This is a genomic window from Streptomyces sp. NPDC006372 (genome assembly GCF_040612515.1).
Lineage (GTDB): Bacteria > Actinomycetota > Actinomycetes > Streptomycetales > Streptomycetaceae > Streptomyces.
In genome coordinates, this window is the sequence record NZ_JBEXQJ010000019.1 from 33,461 (window position 1) to 51,797 (window position 18,337).

19 protein-coding genes are annotated in these 18,337 nt (G+C 71.6%); 3 read left to right on the top strand and 16 right to left on the bottom strand.

The genetic code is table 11. The features are described 5' to 3' along the window. Positions 1 to 16: 16 nt before the first annotated feature. The 15 genes from ABZ016_RS25465 to ABZ016_RS25535 form a co-directional block, all read right to left on the bottom strand. Positions 17 to 757 (bottom strand): sirohydrochlorin chelatase, encoded by a 741-nt coding sequence (locus tag ABZ016_RS25465; RefSeq protein ID WP_356918996.1) that lies wholly within the window; start codon positions 755 to 757, stop codon positions 17 to 19. Between the two features lie 5 nt (positions 758 to 762). Beyond that, the gene (locus ABZ016_RS25470; RefSeq protein ID WP_356918997.1) at positions 763 to 1,659 is read right to left on the bottom strand and encodes an ABC transporter permease; all 897 of its coding nucleotides are present in this window, start codon (positions 1,657 to 1,659) and stop codon (positions 763 to 765) included. Continuing rightward, complete coding sequence (locus tag ABZ016_RS25475) at positions 1,646 to 2,434, bottom strand: ABC transporter ATP-binding protein (RefSeq protein ID WP_356918998.1); 789 nt, start codon at positions 2,432 to 2,434, stop codon at positions 1,646 to 1,648. Before ABZ016_RS25475 ends, ABZ016_RS25470 begins: the two co-directional genes overlap by 14 nt. Positions 2,435 to 2,483: 49 nt before the next feature. After that, complete coding sequence (locus ABZ016_RS25480; RefSeq protein ID WP_356918999.1) at positions 2,484 to 3,587, bottom strand: ABC transporter substrate-binding protein; 1,104 nt, start codon at positions 3,585 to 3,587, stop codon at positions 2,484 to 2,486. A 223-nt stretch (positions 3,588 to 3,810) separates the two neighbouring features. Next, the gene (locus ABZ016_RS25485) at positions 3,811 to 5,145 is read right to left on the bottom strand and encodes a GTP-binding protein (RefSeq protein WP_356919000.1); all 1,335 of its coding nucleotides are present in this window, start codon (positions 5,143 to 5,145) and stop codon (positions 3,811 to 3,813) included. Between the two features lie 2 nt (positions 5,146 to 5,147). Then, positions 5,148 to 6,086, bottom strand: coding sequence for a sulfate adenylyltransferase subunit CysD (gene cysD, locus ABZ016_RS25490; RefSeq protein WP_356919001.1), 939 nt, complete (start codon positions 6,084 to 6,086; stop codon positions 5,148 to 5,150). Continuing rightward, positions 6,083 to 6,619: an adenylyl-sulfate kinase gene (gene cysC, locus ABZ016_RS25495; protein ID WP_356919102.1), complete on the bottom strand. Its 537-nt coding sequence runs from the start codon at positions 6,617 to 6,619 to the stop codon at positions 6,083 to 6,085. The genes cysD and cysC overlap by 4 nt, the downstream gene beginning before the upstream one ends. A gap of 35 nt (positions 6,620 to 6,654) precedes the next feature. Continuing rightward, the gene (locus tag ABZ016_RS25500) at positions 6,655 to 7,365 is read right to left on the bottom strand and encodes a phosphoadenylyl-sulfate reductase (protein WP_356919002.1); all 711 of its coding nucleotides are present in this window, start codon (positions 7,363 to 7,365) and stop codon (positions 6,655 to 6,657) included. Further along, positions 7,362 to 7,541 carry a hypothetical protein gene (locus ABZ016_RS25505; protein ID WP_356919003.1) on the bottom strand — a complete coding sequence of 60 codons (180 nt, stop codon included), beginning with the start codon at positions 7,539 to 7,541 and terminating at the stop codon, positions 7,362 to 7,364. The genes ABZ016_RS25500 and ABZ016_RS25505 overlap by 4 nt, the downstream gene beginning before the upstream one ends. Next, a complete protein-coding gene (locus ABZ016_RS25510) occupies positions 7,538 to 9,235 on the bottom strand; it encodes a nitrite/sulfite reductase (RefSeq protein WP_356919004.1) in 1,698 nt (565 codons plus the stop codon). Before ABZ016_RS25510 ends, ABZ016_RS25505 begins: the two co-directional genes overlap by 4 nt. Positions 9,236 to 9,365: 130 nt before the next feature. Then, positions 9,366 to 9,449 (bottom strand): putative leader peptide, encoded by an 84-nt coding sequence (locus tag ABZ016_RS25515; RefSeq protein WP_311241247.1) that lies wholly within the window; start codon positions 9,447 to 9,449, stop codon positions 9,366 to 9,368. Positions 9,450 to 9,575: 126 nt separating this feature from the next. Next, positions 9,576 to 10,148: a GNAT family N-acetyltransferase gene (locus tag ABZ016_RS25520; RefSeq protein ID WP_356919005.1), complete on the bottom strand. Its 573-nt coding sequence runs from the start codon at positions 10,146 to 10,148 to the stop codon at positions 9,576 to 9,578. Positions 10,149 to 10,228: 80 nt separating this feature from the next. Further along, the gene (locus tag ABZ016_RS25525) at positions 10,229 to 11,539 is read right to left on the bottom strand and encodes a hypothetical protein (protein ID WP_356919006.1); all 1,311 of its coding nucleotides are present in this window, start codon (positions 11,537 to 11,539) and stop codon (positions 10,229 to 10,231) included. A gap of 174 nt (positions 11,540 to 11,713) precedes the next feature. Beyond that, complete coding sequence (locus ABZ016_RS25530; protein WP_356919007.1) at positions 11,714 to 12,991, bottom strand: GAF domain-containing protein; 1,278 nt, start codon at positions 12,989 to 12,991, stop codon at positions 11,714 to 11,716. Between the two features lie 248 nt (positions 12,992 to 13,239). Then, positions 13,240 to 14,874 carry an acyl-CoA dehydrogenase family protein gene (locus ABZ016_RS25535; protein ID WP_356919008.1) on the bottom strand — a complete coding sequence of 545 codons (1,635 nt, stop codon included), beginning with the start codon at positions 14,872 to 14,874 and terminating at the stop codon, positions 13,240 to 13,242. A gap of 110 nt (positions 14,875 to 14,984) precedes the next feature. On the opposite strand from ABZ016_RS25535, the gene ABZ016_RS25540 reads away from it, so the two are divergent. Further along, a complete protein-coding gene (locus tag ABZ016_RS25540) occupies positions 14,985 to 16,151 on the top strand; it encodes a YihY/virulence factor BrkB family protein (protein WP_356919009.1) in 1,167 nt (388 codons plus the stop codon). 13 nt (positions 16,152 to 16,164) lie between these two features. On the opposite strand, the gene ABZ016_RS25545 is transcribed toward ABZ016_RS25540, so the two are convergent. After that, positions 16,165 to 17,034, bottom strand: coding sequence for an NmrA family transcriptional regulator (locus ABZ016_RS25545; protein WP_356919010.1), 870 nt, complete (start codon positions 17,032 to 17,034; stop codon positions 16,165 to 16,167). An 81-nt stretch (positions 17,035 to 17,115) separates the two neighbouring features. Between ABZ016_RS25545 and ABZ016_RS25550 the strand changes: the two genes are divergently transcribed. Continuing rightward, positions 17,116 to 18,054 (top strand): AraC family transcriptional regulator, encoded by a 939-nt coding sequence (locus ABZ016_RS25550; RefSeq protein WP_356919011.1) that lies wholly within the window; start codon positions 17,116 to 17,118, stop codon positions 18,052 to 18,054. A gap of 50 nt (positions 18,055 to 18,104) precedes the next feature. Next, positions 18,105 to 18,311 (top strand): hypothetical protein, encoded by a 207-nt coding sequence (locus ABZ016_RS25555; protein ID WP_356919012.1) that lies wholly within the window; start codon positions 18,105 to 18,107, stop codon positions 18,309 to 18,311. The last annotated feature ends 26 nt before the right edge of the window (positions 18,312 to 18,337 follow it).

The window sequence follows — 18,337 nt, forward strand, 5'->3', positions numbered from 1 at the left end:
TCGGCCACCTGGTCGGTCAGGCGCTCACGGCCGCCAACGCCGGTACCCGTGCCGCCTCGTACCGCTCCAGCACCACCCGCGCCACCTCCGGCGCCGGGCCCAGGACGTCCGCCAGGACGTCCGCCTCCGCCGCGCCCCGGGCGATGCGGTCGGGGAGGAAGCCGGGGGCCAGGACGTAGGGGGCGACCGCCACCCGCGAGCAGCCGAGTGCGCGGAGTTCGCGGACGGCGTCCTCCGTGCGCGGGAGAGATGCGGAGGCGAACGCAGGCCGCACGGCGCACCAACCGGTGTGCCGCCACTCCCGCGCGATTTCTGCGATCACTGCGATCGCCTCCGGGTCGGTGGACCCCGCCGAGGCCAGGACGACCCCGGTCGAGGACTTGTCGGCGGGGGACAGGCCCGCCTCGTACAGCCGTCGCTCCAGCGCGGACAGCAGCAGCGGCGAGGGGCCCAGGACCTCCGCCTGGTGGATGCGCAGCTGCGGGGGCGCGTCCGCGAGGACCGCCGGGATGTCCGCCTTCGCGTGGAACGCCCGGGTCAGCAGGAGGGGCAGGGCCACCACGTTCCGGACGCCCTGCGTCGCCAGGGACTCCAGCACCCCCTGCACCGACGGCACGTTGAAGTCCAGGAAGCCGGTCTCCACCCGTACGTCGGGGCGCAGGGAGCGCACCCGGCGTACGAGGGCGTGCACCGTCGCGGCGTGCCGCGGGTCGCGGCTGCCGTGGGCGATGACGAGGAGGACAGGCTTGTCGATCATGGAACTCAGCTCTTCACCAGCAGGCCGCGGCTGCGCAGCACCCACCGCTCCAGGGGGCTGAAGATCAGCAGGTCGATGGCGATGCCGACGATCAGGATGAGCAGGATGGCCTCGAAGACCATGGCCATGTCGCTGGCGTTGCGGCCGTTCTCCAGCAACTGACCGAGGCCGACACCGAGGTCGGGGAAGGACGCGATGATCTCCGCGGCCATCAGGGAGCGCCAGGAGAAGGCCCAGCCCTGCTTCAGACCCGCCACATACCCGGGCAGGGCGGCGGGCAGGACGATGTGCCAGGTGCCCTTCAACCCGGTCGCGCCCATCGTGCGGCCCGCCCGGAGGAACAGCGGCGGCACCTGGTCGACACCCGACACCAGACCGTTGGCGATCGACGGGACCGCGCCGAGCAGGATCACCGCGTACATCATGGAGTTGTTCAGGCCCAGCCAGATCACCGCGGGCGGCACCCAGGCGACCGACGGCAGGGACTGCAGACCCGACAGGATCGGGCCGATGGCCGCGCGCACCACCTTCACCCGGGCCACCAGCAGGCCCAGCGGCGTGCCGATCACCAGGGCGAAGCAGAAGCCGAGCAGACCGCGCGAGACGCTGGTCCAGATGTAGCCGAGCAGTTCGCCCTGGAGCCACGCGGTGTGGACGACGTTCCACACGTCGGACGGCGCGGGCAGCTTGGTCGGGTCGTCGACGACCTTGAACGAGACGAGGGCCTGCCAGACCGCCAGCACCAGCACGACGGCGATGACGGGCGGCAGGATCTTCTCGACGAAGGTCTGCCGAAACGGGGGCCGGCTCGTCTGCCGCGTCTCCAGCGCGTCGAGGCCCGCCTCCAGCCCGGCGAGATCGTTGCCGTCCTTGGCGACGGTCGTCGAATCAGTGCTGGCCATGACGGCGGATCTCCCCACGAAGTTCTTCGGTGATCTCGACGGACAGCTCCGCCACGGCGGTGTCCTCGATGCGGCGCGGATGCGGGATGTCGACGGTCCACTCGCGGGCGACCCGCCCCGGGCGGGAGGACAGCAGCACCACGCGCTGGGCGAGCCGCACCGCCTCGCGCACGTTGTGCGTGACGAACAGGACGGACACCTCCGTCTCGCGCCAGATGCGTGTCAGCTCGTCGTGCAGGACGTCCCGCGTGATGGCGTCGAGCGCGGCGAACGGCTCGTCCATCAGCAGCAGCTTGCTCTCCTGGGCGAGCGCGCGGGCCAGCGCGACACGCTGCCGCATACCGCCCGACAGCTCGTGCACCCGCTTGCCGTACGCGCCCTTCAGGCGTACCAGTTCGAGCAGCTCCTCGGCCTTGCCGCGCCGATCGGGCTTCGGCACGCCCCGGAGCTTCAGCGCGAGTTCGATGTTCTTGCCCGCGGTCAGCCACGGGAACAGCGCGTGCTCCTGGAACATCAGCGCCGGGCGGCCGTCCGTGGTGATCTCGCCGGCGGTGGGCCGGTCCAGGCCGGCCACCAGGTTGAGCAGCGTGGACTTGCCGCAGCCCGAGGCCCCCAGGAGGGTGACGAACTCGCCGGGCGCGACATCGAGGGTGATGTCGTCCAGGACGAGCTGCTGCCCGGCGGGGCCCGCGAACGACTTCGAAACGTGTTCGATCCGGGCGGCGTGCGTGACCGACTCGGTGCGGTCGGCGGCCTTGGCGAGGGTCGTGGCCATGGTCGTCACCTCCTGGGAACTCTTCACAGTGCGGCTTCGGGATGCGGGCTTACTTCGCGCCGAGACCGGCGTCGTCGACCGCGGGCTCGCCCTCGGCCTTGAGGACCTTGTTCAGCGGCGCGAGGTCGTAGATGCCCTTCAGGTCGGGCTTCTGCAGCAGCCCCGCCTTCACGGCGTGCTCCGCCTCGGTGTTGAGGGTGGAGGCCAGCGGGTCGTCGGTGAAGCGGATCGACTTCCACGCCGGGTCGAGCACGTCGGCGGGCAGTGCCTTGCCGGAGTCGATTTCCAGCTGCTTGTTCGCCGCCGCCTTCGCCGCGTCCGGGTTGGCGTTGATCCACTTGTTGGTCTCGACGGAGCCCTTCAGCACCGCCTCGACGACCTTCGGGTGCTCCTTCAGGAAGTCCTGTCGCACGATGATGTTCGTGATCACGAACTTCTTGTCCGGCCACAGCGTCGACTCGTCGAGCAGCTCCTTGCCACCCTCGGCGACCAGCTTCGACGCGGTCGGCTCCGGCACCCACGCGCCGTCGATCGACCCGGCCTTGTAGGCGCCCGGGGTGACCTTGTTGTCGCTGCGGACGACCGTGACGTCACCCTTGCCGCTCTGCGGGTCGACCTTCCAGCCCTGCTCCGCGGCCCAGTTGAGGAACGCCACGTCCTGCGTGTTGCCGAGCTGCGGGGTGGCGATCCGCTTGCCCTTGACGTCCTTCAGCGACTTGATCTTGTCCGGGTTGACGACGAGCTTCACCCCGCCGGACGCCGAACCGCCGATGATGCGCAGGTTCTTGCCCGCGGACTTGGTGTAGCCGTTGATCGCGGGGGACGGGCCGATCCATCCGATGTCGATGGACCCCGAGTTGAGCGCCTCGATCTCCGAGGGCCCGGCGTTGAAGATGGCCGGGTCGGCCTTGGTGGCGCCGAGGGCCTTCTGGAAGAAGCCCTTCTGCATGCCCACCAGCGCGGTGCCGTGGGTGAGGTTGCCGAAGTAGCCGATCTTGACGCTGTCGAGACCGTCGATCTTCTTCGCCCCGGCGGCGACCTTGGCGGCACCGTCGTCCTTGGACTGGGAGCCGTAGCCGCAGGCGGCCAGCGTGAGCAGGGGAAGTGCGGCGATGACCGCGAAGCTGCGGCGCAGAGCGGATGATGCAGGCACGGGAGGTGGTCCTCTCGCCAGGCCCGGCGGTCACGGTCTTTCAGGTCGTGGCCGGGAGGTCGGCAGGTTTTCGTCTACGGCGGTGGGGGGTGAGGGCGCGCAGGCAGTGCGCGTACGTCAACGCACACATCGCGCCACTCCGCCCTGCCCGCTGCCGAGAGCACCGCTGCCGACGCGGCCGCCCTCCTTCGCGAACGAGGAGTAGAAGTCGGGGGAGTTCATGTCAGAAGTCCCACCCGTCGTCCTCGGCCTCGTCCTTGACGGGCTCCGGGGAGGCGAAGGACTCGCCGACCATGCCCGCGGTGAGGGTCTGGCCGTCGTTGGGGTCGATCAGGATGAAGGAGCCGGTGCGCCGCGAGTCGGAGTAGGAGTCGACCGGCAGCGGCTCGGCGGTACGGATCTTCACCCGGCCGATGTCGTTGGCGACGAGCTGTCCCGGATGCGGGTGCAGGGACAGGTCGTCGAGCGTGAGCCGGGACGGGATGTCCTTGACGATCGCCTTGACCGTGCGCGTGCCGTGCTTCAGCAGCACCCGGTGGTTGACGGTCAGCGGGGCGTCCGCGACATGGCAGACGGTCGCCTCGATGTCCTGCGAGGTCGCGGGCGCGTCCTTGGTGGGCACGATCAGGTCGCCGCGCGAGATGTCGATGTCGTCCTCCAGCAGGAGGGTCACCGACTGCGTCGTCCAGGCGACGTCGACCGGCTCGCCCAGCAGGTCGATGCCGGAGACCTTCGAGGTGCGGCCCGAGGGCAGGACGGTGACCTCCTCGCCGACGTGGAAGGAACCGGCGGCGATCTGACCGGCGTACCCCCGGTAGTCCGGGTTCTCGGCGTTCCGCGGCCGGATCACGTACTGCACGGGCAGCCGGGCGTGGCAGTGGCTCAGGTCGTGGCTGACCGGCACCGTCTCCAGGTGCTCCAGCACGGTCGGGCCGCCGTACCAGTCCATGTTCGCGGACGCTTCCACGACGTTGTCACCGACGAGCGCCGAGATCGGGATCGCGGTGACCTCGGGGACGCCCAGCTCCGTCGCGTACGCCGTGAACTCCTCGGCGATCTTCGCGAACACCTTCTCCTCGTAGCCGACGAGGTCCATCTTGTTGACCGCGAGGACCACGTGCGGGACGCGCAGCAGGGCGGCGAGGGCGGCGTGCCGACGGGTCTGCTCGACGACGCCGTTGCGGGCGTCGACCAGGATGACCGTCAGCTCGGCCGTGGAGGCGCCGGTGACCATGTTCCGCGTGTACTGCACGTGGCCGGGGGTGTCGGCGAGGATGAACCGCCGCAGCGGCGTGGCGAAGTAGCGGTACGCCACGTCGATGGTGATGCCCTGCTCCCGCTCGGCCCGCAGACCGTCCGTCAGCAGCGCGAGGTCCGGCGCCTCCTGGCCCCGGCTCGCGGAGGCGCGCTCCACAGCCTCCAGCTGGTCGGTGAGGACCGACTTGGAGTCGTGCAGCAGCCGGCCCACCAGGGTGGACTTGCCGTCGTCGACGGAACCCGCGGTGGCGAACCGCAGCAGGGTGGTCTCCGAGAGTTCCTCGGTCGTGATGGTGCTCATCTCTAGAAGTACCCCTCGCGCTTGCGGTCTTCCATCGCGGCTTCGGACATCTTGTCGTCGGCGCGGGTGGCGCCGCGCTCGGTGAGCCGGGAGGCGGCGATCTCGACGATCACCTTCTCGATGGTGTCGGCCTCGGAGTCGACGGCCCCGGTACAGGACATGTCACCGACCGTGCGGTAGCGCACCAGGCGCTTCTCGACGGTCTCGCCGTCCTTCGGCCCGCCCCACTCGCCGGCGGTCAGCCACATGCCGGCGCGCTGGAACACCTCGCGCTCGTGCGCGTAGTAGATCTGCGGCAGCTCGATGCCCTCGCGGGCGATGTACTGCCACACGTCCAGCTCCGTCCAGTTGGACAGCGGGAACACCCGGACGTGCTCGCCGGGGGCGTGCCGGCCGTTGTACAGGTTCCACAGCTCGGGGCGCTGGCGGCGCGGGTCCCACTGGGAGAACTCGTCGCGCAGCGAGAACACCCGCTCCTTGGCCCGTGCCTTCTCCTCGTCGCGGCGTCCGCCGCCGAAGACGGCGTCGAACTTCTCCGCCTGGATCTTCTCGGTCAGCGGCAGCGTCTGCAGCGGGTTGCGGGTGCCGTCCGGGCGCTCCTTGAGCACACCGCGGTCGATGTAGTCCTGCACGGAGGCGACGTGCAGCCGCAGCCCGTGCTCGGCGACCGTACGGTCCCGGTAGTCGAGGACCTCGGGGAAGTTGTGCCCGGTGTCCACGTGCAGCAGCGAGAACGGCACCGACGCCGGCCGGAAGGCCTTCAGCGCCAGGTGCAGCATGACGATGGAGTCCTTGCCGCCGGAGAACAGGATCACCGGCCGCTCGAACTCGCCCGCCACCTCGCGGAAGATGTGCACGGCCTCGGACTCGAGGGCGTCGAGGTGGGAGAGCGCGTACGGGCTGTCGGTGTCCCCGGCAACAGTGGCGACGGTCGTCGTCATGCCAGTCCCCTTTCGCTGAGCAGGGCGTACACGGACGCCGCGGACTCCTGCACGGTCTGGTTCTGCGACTCGATGCGCAGGTCGGGCGACTCGGGCGTCTCGTACGGGTCGTCGACGCCGGTGAGCCCCTTGAGCTCGCCCGCGGCCTGCTTGGCGTACAGGCCCTTCACGTCCCGCTCGCTGCACACCTCGACCGGAGTCGCCACGTGGATCTCCAGGTAGGCGGTGCCGTTCGCCTGGTGCCGCTTGCGCACCGCCTCGCGGCTGTCCTGGTAGGGCGCGATGACCGGGACGAGGGCCAGCACGCCGTTGCGGGCGAGCAGTTCGGCGACGAAGCCGATGCGCTGCACGTTGGTGTGCCGGTCCTCGCGGCTGAAGCCGAGGCCCGCCGAGATGAACTCGCGGATCTCGTCGCCGTCGAGCACCTCGACGCGGTGGCCCTCGGCGCGCAGCCGGCCGGCCAGCTCGTGGGCGATGGTGGTCTTGCCGGCACTCGGCAGACCCGTGAGCCAGACGGTGGCTCCGGTCGTCACGTCGCTCTCCTGAATCGTCGTCTGAATCGTCGCGGTCATCCGTGCAGTCCGCACTCGGTCTTGCTGCGGCCCGCCCAGCGGCCGGCGCGCGTGTCCTCGCCCTCCAGCACCCGGCGGGTGCAGGGGGCGCAGCCGACGGAGGGGTAGCCGTCCATCAGCAGCGGGTTCGTCAGGACACCGTGTTCGGTGACGTAGGCGTCCACGTCGTCCTGGGTCCAGCGGGCGATCGGGGAGATCTTGACCTTCTGCCGCTTCTCGTCCCAGCCGACCACCGGGGTGTTCGCCCGGGTCGGGGACTCGTCGCGGCGCAGACCGGTCGCCCAGGCCTGGTAGTCCTTCAGGCCCTCCTCCAGCGGCTGCACCTTGCGCAGCTTGCAGCACAGGTCGGGGTTGCGGTCGTGCAGCTTCGGGCCGTACTCCGCGTCCTGCTCGGCGACCGTCTGGCGGGGCGTGAGCGTGATGACGTTGACGTCCATCACGGCGTCGACCGCGTCACGGGTGCCGATGGTCTCCTCGAAGTGGTAGCCGGTGTCGAGGAACACGACGTCCACGCCGGGCATGGCGCGGGAGGCGAGGTGGGCGACCACCGCGTCCTCCATCGAGGAGGTCACGCAGAAGCGCTTGCCGAACGTCTCGGCGGCCCACTGGAGGATCTCCAGCGCGGAGGCGTCCTCCAGGTCGCGGCCCGCCTGCTCGGCGAGCGCCTTCAGCTCGTCGGTCGTGCGCTCTTCCTGAGCCGTCGTCATATCTGTGCCCCTCCGGTCTCGGATCGCTTCACTCCCTGGGCCAGCAGCCCGAGGAACTTCAGCTGGAAGGCCCGACTGCACGCCGCGCATTCCCAGGCGCCGTGCTTCTCCTCGCTCGGACGCAGGTCCTCGTCCCCGCAGTAAGGGCAGTAGAAGGGCGCGGCGCGCTCGCTCACGACAGGGCCTCCTCGCTGGCCCGGGCCGCCCAGGTGGCGAACCGCTCGCCGTCCTCGCGCTCCGCCTCGAAGCGCTTCAGGACGCGCTCGATGTAGTCGGGCAGCTCGTCGGACGTGACCTTGAGGCCTCGCACCTTGCGGCCGAACCCGGCCTCCAGGCCCAGCGCGCCGCCCAGGTGCACCTGGTAGCCCTCGACCTGCTCACCCTCGCTGTTGACGACCAGCTGACCCTTGAGACCGATGTCCGCGACCTGGATACGGGCGCAGGCGTTCGGGCAGCCGTTGAGGTTGATCGTGAGCGGCTCGTCGAAGTCCGGCAGGCGCCGCTCCAGTTCGTCGATCAGCTGCGAACCGCGCTGCTTGGTCTCGACGATGGCGAGCTTGCAGAACTCGATGCCGGTGCAGGCCATCGTGCCGCGCCGGAAGGAGGACGGCCGGGCGGTGAGGTCGAGCGCCTCCAGGCCCTCGACCAGCGACTCGACCTTGTCCTCCTCGACATCGAGGACGATCATCTTCTGCTCGACGGTGGTGCGCACCCGGCCCGAGCCGTGGGCCTCGGCGAGGTCGGCGATCTTCGTGATGGTCGCGCCGTCCACGCGTCCCACGCGCGGGGCGAAGCCGACGTAGAACCGGCCGTCGTTCTGCCGGTGCACACCGATGTGGTCGCGCCACTGCTGGGACGGCTGCTCGGGGGCCGGGCCGTCGACCAGCTCGCGCTTCAGGTACTCGTCCTGCAGCACCTGCCGGAACTTCTCCGCGCCCCAGTCGGCGACGAGGAACTTCAGGCGGGCGCGGTTGCGCAGCCGGCGGTAGCCGTAGTCACGGAAGATCGACAGGACGCCCTCGTAGACGTCCGGCACCTCGTCGATCGGCACCCAGGCGCCGAGGCGCACGCCCAGCTTGGGGTTGGTGGACAGGCCGCCGCCGACCCACACGTCGAAGCCCGGGCCGTGCTCGGGGTGCACGACGCCGACGAACGCCACGTCGTTGATCTCGTGCACCACGTCCAGCACCGGCGAGCCCGAGATCGCGGTCTTGAACTTCCGCGGGAGGTTCGAGTACGCCTGGTTGTTCAGGACGCGGCGCTTCATCTCCTCCAGCGCCGGGGTGGCGTCGATGATCTCGTCCGCGGCGATCCCGGCGACGGGCGAGCCGATCATCACACGCGGGGTGTCGCCGCAGGCGGTGACCGTCGACAGGCCGACGCCCTCCAGCCGGTTCCAGATCTCGGGCACGTCCTCGATCCGGATCCAGTGGTACTGGACGTTCTGCCGGTCGGTGATGTCGGCCGTGCCGCGCGCGAACTCCTGGGAGATCTCACCGATGACCCGCAGCTGCTGGGTGGTCAGCGCGCCGCCGTCGATGCGGACGCGCAGCATGAAGTACTCGTCGTCCAGCTCCTCCGGCTCCAGGATCGCCGTCTTGCCGCCGTCGATCCCGGGGCGGCGCTGGGTGTACAGGCCCCACCAGCGCATCCGGCCGCGCAGGTCGTTCGGGTCGATCGAGTCGAAGCCCCGCTTGGAGTAGATCGTCTCAATGCGTGTCCGCACATTGAGACCGTCGTCGTCCTTCTTGAACTGCTCGTTGCCGTTGAGCGGGGTGAAGTGCCCCGCGGCCCACTGACCCTCACCGCGGTGACGGCTCACCTTGCGGCGGGGAGTCGCGGCGGCAGGCTTCTGCGGGGTGGCGGCCATGGTTGATACGTCCTTCGGGACAGGCGGGAAAGCGGCTCTGACCTGCGCGCGCGGGCGCATGGGCATAGGGCGCGTCATTGCGCAGGAATGAGGAGAGAAAAAGGGGGTGTCGGGCGCGGGCTGAGTACGCTCAGTGCGCCGGACAGATGGCGCTGGACATGCGGCCGAGGTCGACGTGCCGTCGACTCACCAAGGCGATTCCAGTTCCAGACATGACGGAAGCGTGTCACGGCGATCTGGACACAGTCCAGCTTCGTCCAAGATTCGGACACCTGTGTCTCGAAATCCAAGACGTGGGTGTCCTTGGTCACATTCGGGCGCTACGGGGTGTCCGTACAGGTCAGACGGGGAATGCCCCAGGCCACGGTCCCGGAGCCGCGACGTCCGGTTCCTCCTCGACCTTGGTGTCGAACAGCTTGAACCCGCGACGCTGGTAATTGTCCATCGCGTGCTCGCCGTCCTTGCTGCAGGTGTGCAGCCAGACCCGCTTCGTCGGCGTCAGCCCCGCCCACCGGTCCGCGAGGTCCCAGGCGCGGGCGGTGCCGTACGACAGCAGGTGGCCGCCGATGCGCCTGCCCCGGAAGGCGGGGAGCAGCCCGAAGTAGACGATCTCCACGACCGCGTCGTCCTGGGCCTCCAACTCCACGAACCCCGCGGGCGTGCCCCGGTCGTACGCCACCCACGTCTCGACGCCCGGACGCTCCAGGTGCTCCAGCCACCGCGCGTACGACCAGCTCAGCCGGTCCGTCCACAGGATGTCACCCCCGACGGAGGCGTACAGGAACCGGCTGAACTCGGGCGAGGGTACCTCGGAGCGGACGATCCGGACGTCCCCCTCCGGCGCGGCGGCCGACAGCAGGTCGGTCGGCGCGGTCTGCTCCAGGGACCAAGTGGTCACGGCGATGGTGGTCATGCGGGCCAGAAAATCATCCGGCCCGGTGCCGTGTCGACGGAGACCGGTAAAGGCCGGTGGAGGCCGGAGGCTTCGCCGCCTCAGCCCAGCGCCCGGTCGACCGACGCCAGCGGCAGTGCGAACAGCATCCGCCCGGACTGCGACCAGACCTCGCCGGTCGCCTGCCAGTAGGACAGCGACCCCGATCCGCCGCTCCAGCACTGGCGCGTCTCGTCGGTCCCGCACTCCGTCGCCCGCGCGCCGTCCCGGTCCTGGCGCCACAGCGTCCCGTGCCCGGCCGGCCGGTCGGCGGCGCGGTCGATGTACCAGTGCGAGCGGTACGACAGCACACCCCGCACGTCGGCCGTCCTCGTCTCGTACGCCTCGACCGGGTCCGCGCGTCCGGAGGACCCGGTGGCGAGCAGACCGGACCGGCCCGGTTCCCGGCTCAGCGCGTATCGCCACAGCCGGGTCTGCCGGTCGCTGTCCGCCGACACCCACTCGCTCGCGACCAGACTGTCGGGGGTGGTGCTGCGGTCGAGGGAGACGGCGGCCGGGTGCGGCACGTCGTCGCCGGCGGGCAGGGCGTACGAGCCGACGGCGGGCAGGACGTACCGGTAGCCGTGCGCCGCCCAGCCGCCCCGTACCCGGCCGACCGCGTCGGAGTCGACGGTGGCGCGCTGGATGCGGTCCATGTCGTACACGTAGAGCGCGTTCCGGTCGCCCTCGCGGGTCGTCACCAGCAGCTTGTCCTGGTACCAGACCATGCCGGACAGCGAGGAGACCAGCCCCCGGTAGTCCCGGCCGCCGTCCACCGGGACGGCCAGCAGCGCCCAGGTGTAGCGGGGCCGGCCGAGGTCGTCGGCGTCGACGAAGGCGACCTTGGCGAGACCCCGCTCGGGAGCCGGACCGTCCATCGAGCCGCCCTCGGCCCCGCGGGTCCAGCCGGAGAGGATCACGCGGTTCCCGCCCCAGCGGCCGTCGTCGTCGGCGTCCCCCGAGGTGGTGACCGCGCCGGGCCGCCAGCCCCGGGTGTCGGCGCCGCCGAAGCAGTACGCGCGGGTGGCCGCCGGCTCCACCGGCAGGGCGTGCTTCTCGGCGGTCGAGCAGTCGACCGCGTCCCGCAGGGTGCGGTCGGCGCTGTCCAGTACCGTGCCGACGCCGACGGGACGGCCCATCGACGAGGCGAGCCGGTCGAGCCACCGCTCGGGCACGCGGTGCTCGGCCAGCGGCAGCCCCCCGGCCTCGGCGGACCCGCCGATCGGCTTCAGTGCCCCGGGGGCGTCGGCGACCGTGGCCTGCGAAGCGCTGATCAACGTGGCGGCGGCGGTGAGCGCGAGGGCCGTCCCGGCCAGGGTCGCGCGCAGCGCCCTGCCCCGTCTGCGCCGCCGGTGTCTGCCGCGATGCTTCATAACGTCCTCCCGAGGCGGACCAACTGCGCCTGATGATCCGTACGTTGACGGAGGAGCAGGTGGGGTGGCCCGTAAGGGGATGCTACGGCAGGTGGGCGGGGTGGCGGACGAAGACCCCGCAAATATGCGAAAGATGCACCCTGAGGACCGCCGGACGGCACCCGAGTGTGAACCTCAGGGCATCGCCGCGGTCGTCCGCAGCCCGCTCATCGCCGGTGCCGTGGAGTACGGCAGCAGATCGCGCGGATCCTCCGGGAACAGGACCTCGACCTCGGTGTCCTCGGCGAAGCGGTACGGCCGGTGCTCCAGGAACGCGCCGAGGTAGCGCCGCACCCGGGACATCTCGGCCCGCACCGTCACGGTGCGGGCCGGGTCGCCGAACAGGTCACCCGCCAGGGCCGAAGCGGTACGGCCGGTGCGGTGCACGGCGAGCAGGCAGAGCAGCTCGGCGTGGCGGGGAGTCAGTTCACGGGTCCAGGAGCCCGCGCCACCGGACACCTCGACCGACCATCCGCGGGCCCGCCTCAGGTCCAGCACGATCCTGCTGGCCCCGCGCGGCACCGGCTCGTCGACGGCCGCCCGCAGCAGCCACCCGCCGGCCAGCGGCTCCACCGAGCACGGCCCGAGCACGGGCAGCCGTCTCGCACCCGGCGACAGCGACTTCGGCAGAGCGACCCGCCGCGTGTACGGCATCCCGCTCACGGCGGCGGTCCACCCGTCCGCGTCGACGACCAGGGCGCGCCCGTCGAGCCGGGCCAGCACCGGCGCCGCCACCGCGCGCAGCCGCTCCAGCGACTCCCCGTGCATCTCCCGCAGCCGGGCCTCGGCGAGCTTGGCCACCGAGTCGACCCAGGCGAGCGTGGCCGGGTGCATCGTCTCCAGCGGTCCGCTCACGTCCACCACGCCGAGCAGCCGGCCGTCCCGCGGATCCGTCAGGGGAGCGCCGGCGCAGGTCCAGCCGGCCTGGGACCGCACGAAGTGCTCGGCGGCGAACACCTGCACGGGCCGGCGCACCACCGCCGGGGTGCCCACCCCGTTCGTCCCGACGACGTCCTCGCGCCAGTCCGCGCCGAGTTCGAAGCCGAGCCCGTCGGCCTTGCGGAGCACGGGCGGGCTGCCCTCGCGCCACAGCACCCGGCCCTCCTCGTCGGCGACCACCATGATGTGGTGGGCGACGTCCGCGGCCGCCAGCAGTCCCTCCCGCAGCACCGGCAGCACATGGCGCAAAGCCGACGCCTCACGCCGCCGCTGCACCTCCTCGCGGGACAGCAGACCGGACCGGAAATCGTGGTCCGGGTCCACCCCGCTGCGCAGCATGCGCTCCCAGGACTGCTGGATCACCCGACGCGGCGCCACCGGGGAGGGCTGCCCGGCCAGCCGGGCGGCGCGGACCTCGTCGAGCACCCGGGCCGCACGGGTGGCGTCCACGGCGGCGAGGTGTGTGACGTCCATAGGCGTGTCCCCCCGGAAGCCCTTTCCTGACTGTCCGTCTCATAGTGCCGCCTGCCCCCGGGGAGCGCGCACACTCCGCACACAGTCAGCAGCAACTTGCAACCCCTTGCAACCCTGGTGGACAGCCCGGCCGTGGCTGAAACTTGAGCGGCGCCGTCCCGAGCGGCGTTCAGTGGCTCGAACGGGCCAGTGCGGCAGGGGTGGTGCCGTGTCGGCGCAGCACCACCCCCGCTGCGAAACGCGCCGGGTCAGGACACCGGCCGGGCCCGCTCCACCACCGACGCCAGGTCCAGGGTGTGCGGCAGCGTCCCGAACGCCGTGCCCCCGTCGCCGCCCAGCCGTGCCGCGCAGAACGCGTCGGCCACCTCCGGCGGCGCGAACCGGACGAGCAGCGACCCCTGGAGCACCAGCGCCAGCCGCTCCGCCAGCCGCCGCGCCCGCCCCTCCACGCCCTCCAGGTCGGCGAGTTCGGTCAGCAGATTCTTGATCGCCCCGTCGAGTCGGTGATCGGCGCCGCGCGCCTGCCCGACCTCCCGCAGATACGCGTCGAGCGCCCCCGGCTCCCGCTGCAACGCCCGCAGCACGTCGAGGGCCTGGACGTTGCCCGCGCCCTCCCAGATCGAGTTCAGCGGCGACTCGCGCACCAGCCGGGGCAGCCCGGACTCCTCGACGTACCCGTTGCCGCCGAGGCACTCCGCCGCCTCCACCGCCACCGCCGGGCACCGTTTGGTCACCCAGTACTTGGCCGTCGGCACCGCGATCCGCAGCAGTGCCCGCTCCTGCTCGCCGCCCTCGTCGTAGGCCGCCGCGAGCCGCAGCGCCAGGGTCGTCGCCGCCTCCGACTCGATCGCCAGGTCGGCCAGGACATTGCGCATCAGGGGCTTGTCGACGAGCTTCCCGCCGAACGCCTCGCGGTGAGTGCAGTGGTGCACCGCCTGCGCCACGGCCTGCCGCATCAGCCCCGCCGAGCCGAGCACGCAGTCGAGCCGGGTCGCCGCCACCATCTCGATGATGGTGCGCACCCCGCGCCCCTCCTCGCCGACCCGGCGCGCCCAGGTACCCTCGAACTCGACCTCGGCGGAGGCGTTCGACCGGTTGCCCAGCTTGTCCTTGAGCCGCTGGATCAGGAACACGTTGCGGGTGCCGTCCGCCAGCACCCGCGGCACCAGGAAGCAGGTCAGCCCGCCCGGAGCCTGCGCCAGCACCAGGAAACCGTCGGACATCGGCGCCGAGCAGAACCACTTGTGCCCGGTCAGCTCGTACGTCCCGGCCTCGGCGAGCGGCCGCGCGGCCGTGGTGTTCGCCCGTACGTCGCTGCCGCCCTGCTTCTCGGTCATGCCCATCCCGAACAGCGCCCCGGCCTTGAGGTGGGCGGGCCTGAGGCCACGGTCGTAGGTCTGGGACGTCAGCCGCGGCTCCCACTCGGCGGCCAGCTCCGGGTCCGTGCGCAGGACCGGCACCGCCGCGTGCGTCATCGACAGCGGACAGCCGTTGCCGGCCTCGACCTGCGTCCACACCAGGAAGGCCGCGGCCCGCCGCACGTGCCCGCCCGGCCGGGTCCAGGCGGCCGTGAGACCGGCTGAGACGCCCTTGCCGAGCAGGCGGTGCCAGGACGGATGGAACTCGACCTCGTCGATCCGGTTGCCGTACCGGTCGTGGGTGCGCAGCCGCGGCGGGATCTCGTTGGCATGAGCTCCCCACTCCTGCACCTGGGCGGAGCCGGAGGCGCGGCCGAGCGCCGACAGCTCGCCCAGCACCTCGTCGCCCAGGTCCGGATCCAGGTGCCGTTCGACCGCGGCCGTCAGGGCCCGGTCGGCGGTGAAGACGTCGTACCCGACCAGCGGCGGGACCTGGTTCGTGACGGTGTGGGTGCTGCCTGCCATGGTGCGAACGTACCCCGCGGTAGCCCCTTGGTCACCAGCGAACGGGACCCGGACGCGGAAGACCGGGCCTGTGGATGAGTGGGGTCGGGCACGACGGATACCGTTAGGGGGTGCAGCCAGCAAGTGAAACCCCCGACACACCCTCCGGACGCCTCCACCGGGCGCGGGCTCTCTACCGGAACGTCTCCAAGCGCAGGACCGCCTGGCTGTTGCTCAAGGACACCGTCAACTCCTGCGTCGAGTACCGCATCCTGGGCCTGGCGGCAGAGGCCGCGTTCTTCACGCTGCTGTCGGTGCCGCCGCTGCTGCTGAGCATGATCGGACTGCTCGGTTACGTCGACGCCTGGACCGGCGCCGACACCATCCAGAGCCTCCAGACCAACATCCTGGAAGCCTCCCGCACGGTCCTGTCCGACCGGGGCGTCCACGAGATCGCGGACCCGATCCTGCACGACGTGATGAAGGGCGGCCGGCCCGACGTCATCTCCATCGGCTTCCTCTTCGCCCTGTGGTCCGGCTCCCGCGCCGTGAACGTCTTCATCGACACCATCACCGTCATGTACGGCCTCGACGGCGTCCGCGGCATCGTCAAGACCCGGCTGCTGGCCTTCCTGCTGTTCATCGTGGCCCTGCTGATCGGCTCGGTCGCGCTGCCGCTGATGGTGGCCGGGCCGGACGCGGTGGTACGGATCGTGCCGTGGTCGACGACGGTCGTGCAGGTCCTGTACTGGCCCACGGTGATACTGCTGTCGATCGCCTTCCTGACGACGCTGTACCACGTGTCCGTGCCCGTCCGCTCCCCCTGGATCGAGGACGTGCCCGGCGCGCTCGTCGCCCTCGGCATGTGGGTCCTCGGCAGCTTCCTGCTGCGGATCTACCTGACCAGCACCGTCGAGGGCCCCACGATCTACGGCTCCCTGGCCGCGCCCGTCGCCGTGCTCCTGTGGATCGGTGTGTCCGCGTTCGCCGTGCTCGTGGGGGCCGCGGTCAACGCCGCCATCGACCGGGTCTGGCCGGCCGCCGCCACGGCCGCGGCCCGCGAGGCCAACGAGCGGCTGCGGCAGGCGCAGGTCGCCGAGTACGTGGCCCGCGCCGCCGCCCAGGGCGAGGCCGACCCCGACATGCCCTCCGAGTTCCCGGAACGCTGGTCCCGCTTCCTGCCGCCGGAGGACGTCTCGGCCCGGCTGCGCACCCATGTGAAGAGCACCCACGTGAAGAGCGGGCACGGAAAGACCACCGAGGTCAACGGCGAGGTGCAGCCGCCCGAGGAGAAGTGACGGACGCCGCCTCTCAGGCCGTCCAGGTCCCGGCCACCGTCTCCTCCCGTACGAAGTCGGCGAAGTCCCGGGGCGCGCGCCCCAGGACCTGCCGCACGCCGTCGCAGAGGTGCGCGTTGCGGCCGTCGAGGAGGGTGTCGAAGATCCCGGTCAGGGCCTCGACCTCCGCCGCGGGCACCCCGAAGCCGGTCAGCGCCGCGCCGTAGTCCCGCGTCGACACGGCCCGGTAGCCCAGCGGGCGCCCCGTGGCCGCCGCGATCTCCGCGACCGCCTCACCGAAGGTCAGCAGCCGGGGCCCGGAGAGCGCGAGGGTCCGCCCCACGTACCGGTCGCCGGCCGTCAGCGCGGCCACCACCACGTCCGCGATGTCCCGCACGTCGAGGAACGGCTCACGCACCTCGCCGGCCGGGAACACCAGCTCCCCGCGCTCCCGCAGCTCCGCCACCAGCGGGCCCTCGCTGAAGTTCTGCGCGAACCACGCGGCCCGTACGACCGTCCAGGCCGCCCCCGAGGCGTGCAGCGCCTCCTCGGTCGGCAGGGCCTGGTCCTCGCCCCGCGCGGACAGCAGCACCAGCCGCCGCACGCCGAGGCCCACCGCCTCGCCCGCCAGCGCGCCGATCACCTCGGCGGCGCCCGGTGCGCCGACGTCCATGGGGTGGGCGAGGTAGGCGGCGTCCGCACCCCGCAGAGTGTCCGCCCAGGTCGAGGTGTCCCACCAGTCGAAACCGGTTGTCCGCGACGCCGCCCGCACCGTGAGCCCGGCGGCCTCCGCGGCCCGCGCCACCCGGCTTCCCGTCCGGCCCGAGGCACCCGTCACCACCACCGTCATGACCCGCGCGTCCGCTGTCGCGTCACCTGTCGTGTTCTCTGCCGTGTTCGTCATGCCGTCGAGTCAACTGCCGGGCGCGGGACGGACCCATCGCTGAACGGCTCATTCCCATACGACCGCGTCTACGCTGGCCCCATGGACGCAGTCGCAGGGCTACTGGAGGGCCCCCGCGCCCGGGGCGCGTTCATGATCAGGGCGTGTTTCGACCCGCCGTGGGCGGTGCGTGTGGAGGACGAGGCCCCGCTCACCGTGATGCTCGTCGTGCGCGGCGAGGCCTGGATCCTGCCCGACGGGGGCGGGCCGGCGCGGCTGCGGACCGGAGACCTCGCCATCGCCCGCGGCCCGGACCCGTACACCTGCGCCGACGACCCCGGCACGGCACCGCAGGCGCTCATCCTGCCCGGCCAGGAGTGCCGCTACCCCGACGGACGTCCCCTCAACGGCTCCATGGACCTGGGCGTCCGCACCTGGGGCGACCGGCCCGACGGTGCCACCGTGGTGCTGATCGGCACCTACCCGATGCGCGGCGAGATCAGCAGCCGGCTGCTGGACGCGCTGCCGCCGCTGCTCACCCTCACCCCTGACGTGTGGGACTGCCCGCTCACCCCGCTGATCACGGAGGAGGTGGTCCGCGACGAGCCCGGTCAGGAGGTCGTCCTGGACCGCCTCCTGGACCTGCTGGTCATCGCCGCGCTGCGGGCCTGGTTCTCCCGCCCGGACGCCGAGGCGCCCACCTGGTACCGGGCGCTCGCGGACCCGGTCGTGGGCCGGGCCCTGCGGCTGCTGCAGGACGACCCGGCCCACCCCTGGACGGTGGCGTCCCTCGCAGCAAAGTCGGGCGTCTCCCGCGCCGCACTCGCCCGCCGCTTCACCGGCCTCGTGGGCGAACCGCCCATGTCCTACCTCACCGCCTGGCGCCTCGCCCTGGCGGCGGACCGGCTGCGCGACTCCGACGACACCTTGGAGACGATCGCCCGGCGGGTGGGCTACGGGAGCGCGTTCGCCCTGTCGACGGCGTTCAAGAGGGCGTACGGGGTGAGCCCTCGGGATCATCGGGACGGCCGTGCCCGGTGAGGCGCCGCCTCCTGATCTGAGAAGATCAGGACCGCCGTACGGAAGCAGAGGTGGGGGACGTGGCCGTTCTGGTATTGCTCGGTGTCCTGGCACTCGTCATCGGGGGGTGCGTGTGCGTCGTGTGGGCCGAGCGCGGTGGTCCTCCCTGGGTCCGTGTCGTGGCGGCCCTGACACGTGCCGCGGGCGAGCTGCTGCACAGCGCCGGGAAGGGCAGCCGGGGGAGTGGGAACCGGACCTCCGGCGACGACGGCGACTAGGAGAGCCACGGCTCGACGCAGGGTGC

What these genes read in the sequence shown, in the direction of transcription:
- ABZ016_RS25465 (WP_356918996.1), bottom strand. Translation starts at nt 757, where the DNA reads ATGATCGACAAGCCTGTCCTCCTCGTCATCGCCCACGGCAGCCGCGAC.
- ABZ016_RS25470 (WP_356918997.1), bottom strand. Translation starts at nt 1,659, where the DNA reads ATGGCCAGCACTGATTCGACGACCGTCGCCAAGGACGGCAACGATCTC.
- ABZ016_RS25475 (WP_356918998.1), bottom strand. Translation starts at nt 2,434, where the DNA reads ATGGCCACGACCCTCGCCAAGGCCGCCGACCGCACCGAGTCGGTCACG.
- ABZ016_RS25485 (WP_356919000.1), bottom strand. Translation starts at nt 5,145, where the DNA reads ATGAGCACCATCACGACCGAGGAACTCTCGGAGACCACCCTGCTGCGG.
- cysD (WP_356919001.1), bottom strand. Translation starts at nt 6,086, where the DNA reads ATGACGACGACCGTCGCCACTGTTGCCGGGGACACCGACAGCCCGTAC.
- ABZ016_RS25500 (WP_356919002.1), bottom strand. Translation starts at nt 7,365, where the DNA reads ATGACGACGGCTCAGGAAGAGCGCACGACCGACGAGCTGAAGGCGCTC.
- ABZ016_RS25510 (WP_356919004.1), bottom strand. Translation starts at nt 9,235, where the DNA reads ATGGCCGCCACCCCGCAGAAGCCTGCCGCCGCGACTCCCCGCCGCAAG.
- ABZ016_RS25515 (WP_311241247.1), bottom strand. Translation starts at nt 9,449, where the DNA reads ATGTCTGGAACTGGAATCGCCTTGGTGAGTCGACGGCACGTCGACCTC.
- ABZ016_RS25520 (WP_356919005.1), bottom strand. Translation starts at nt 10,148, where the DNA reads ATGACCACCATCGCCGTGACCACTTGGTCCCTGGAGCAGACCGCGCCG.
- ABZ016_RS25525 (WP_356919006.1), bottom strand. Translation starts at nt 11,539, where the DNA reads ATGAAGCATCGCGGCAGACACCGGCGGCGCAGACGGGGCAGGGCGCTG.
- ABZ016_RS25530 (WP_356919007.1), bottom strand. Translation starts at nt 12,991, where the DNA reads ATGGACGTCACACACCTCGCCGCCGTGGACGCCACCCGTGCGGCCCGG.
- ABZ016_RS25535 (WP_356919008.1), bottom strand. Translation starts at nt 14,874, where the DNA reads ATGGCAGGCAGCACCCACACCGTCACGAACCAGGTCCCGCCGCTGGTC.
- ABZ016_RS25545 (WP_356919010.1), bottom strand. Translation starts at nt 17,034, where the DNA reads ATGACGAACACGGCAGAGAACACGACAGGTGACGCGACAGCGGACGCG.
- ABZ016_RS25550 (WP_356919011.1), top strand. Translation starts at nt 17,116, where the DNA reads ATGGACGCAGTCGCAGGGCTACTGGAGGGCCCCCGCGCCCGGGGCGCG.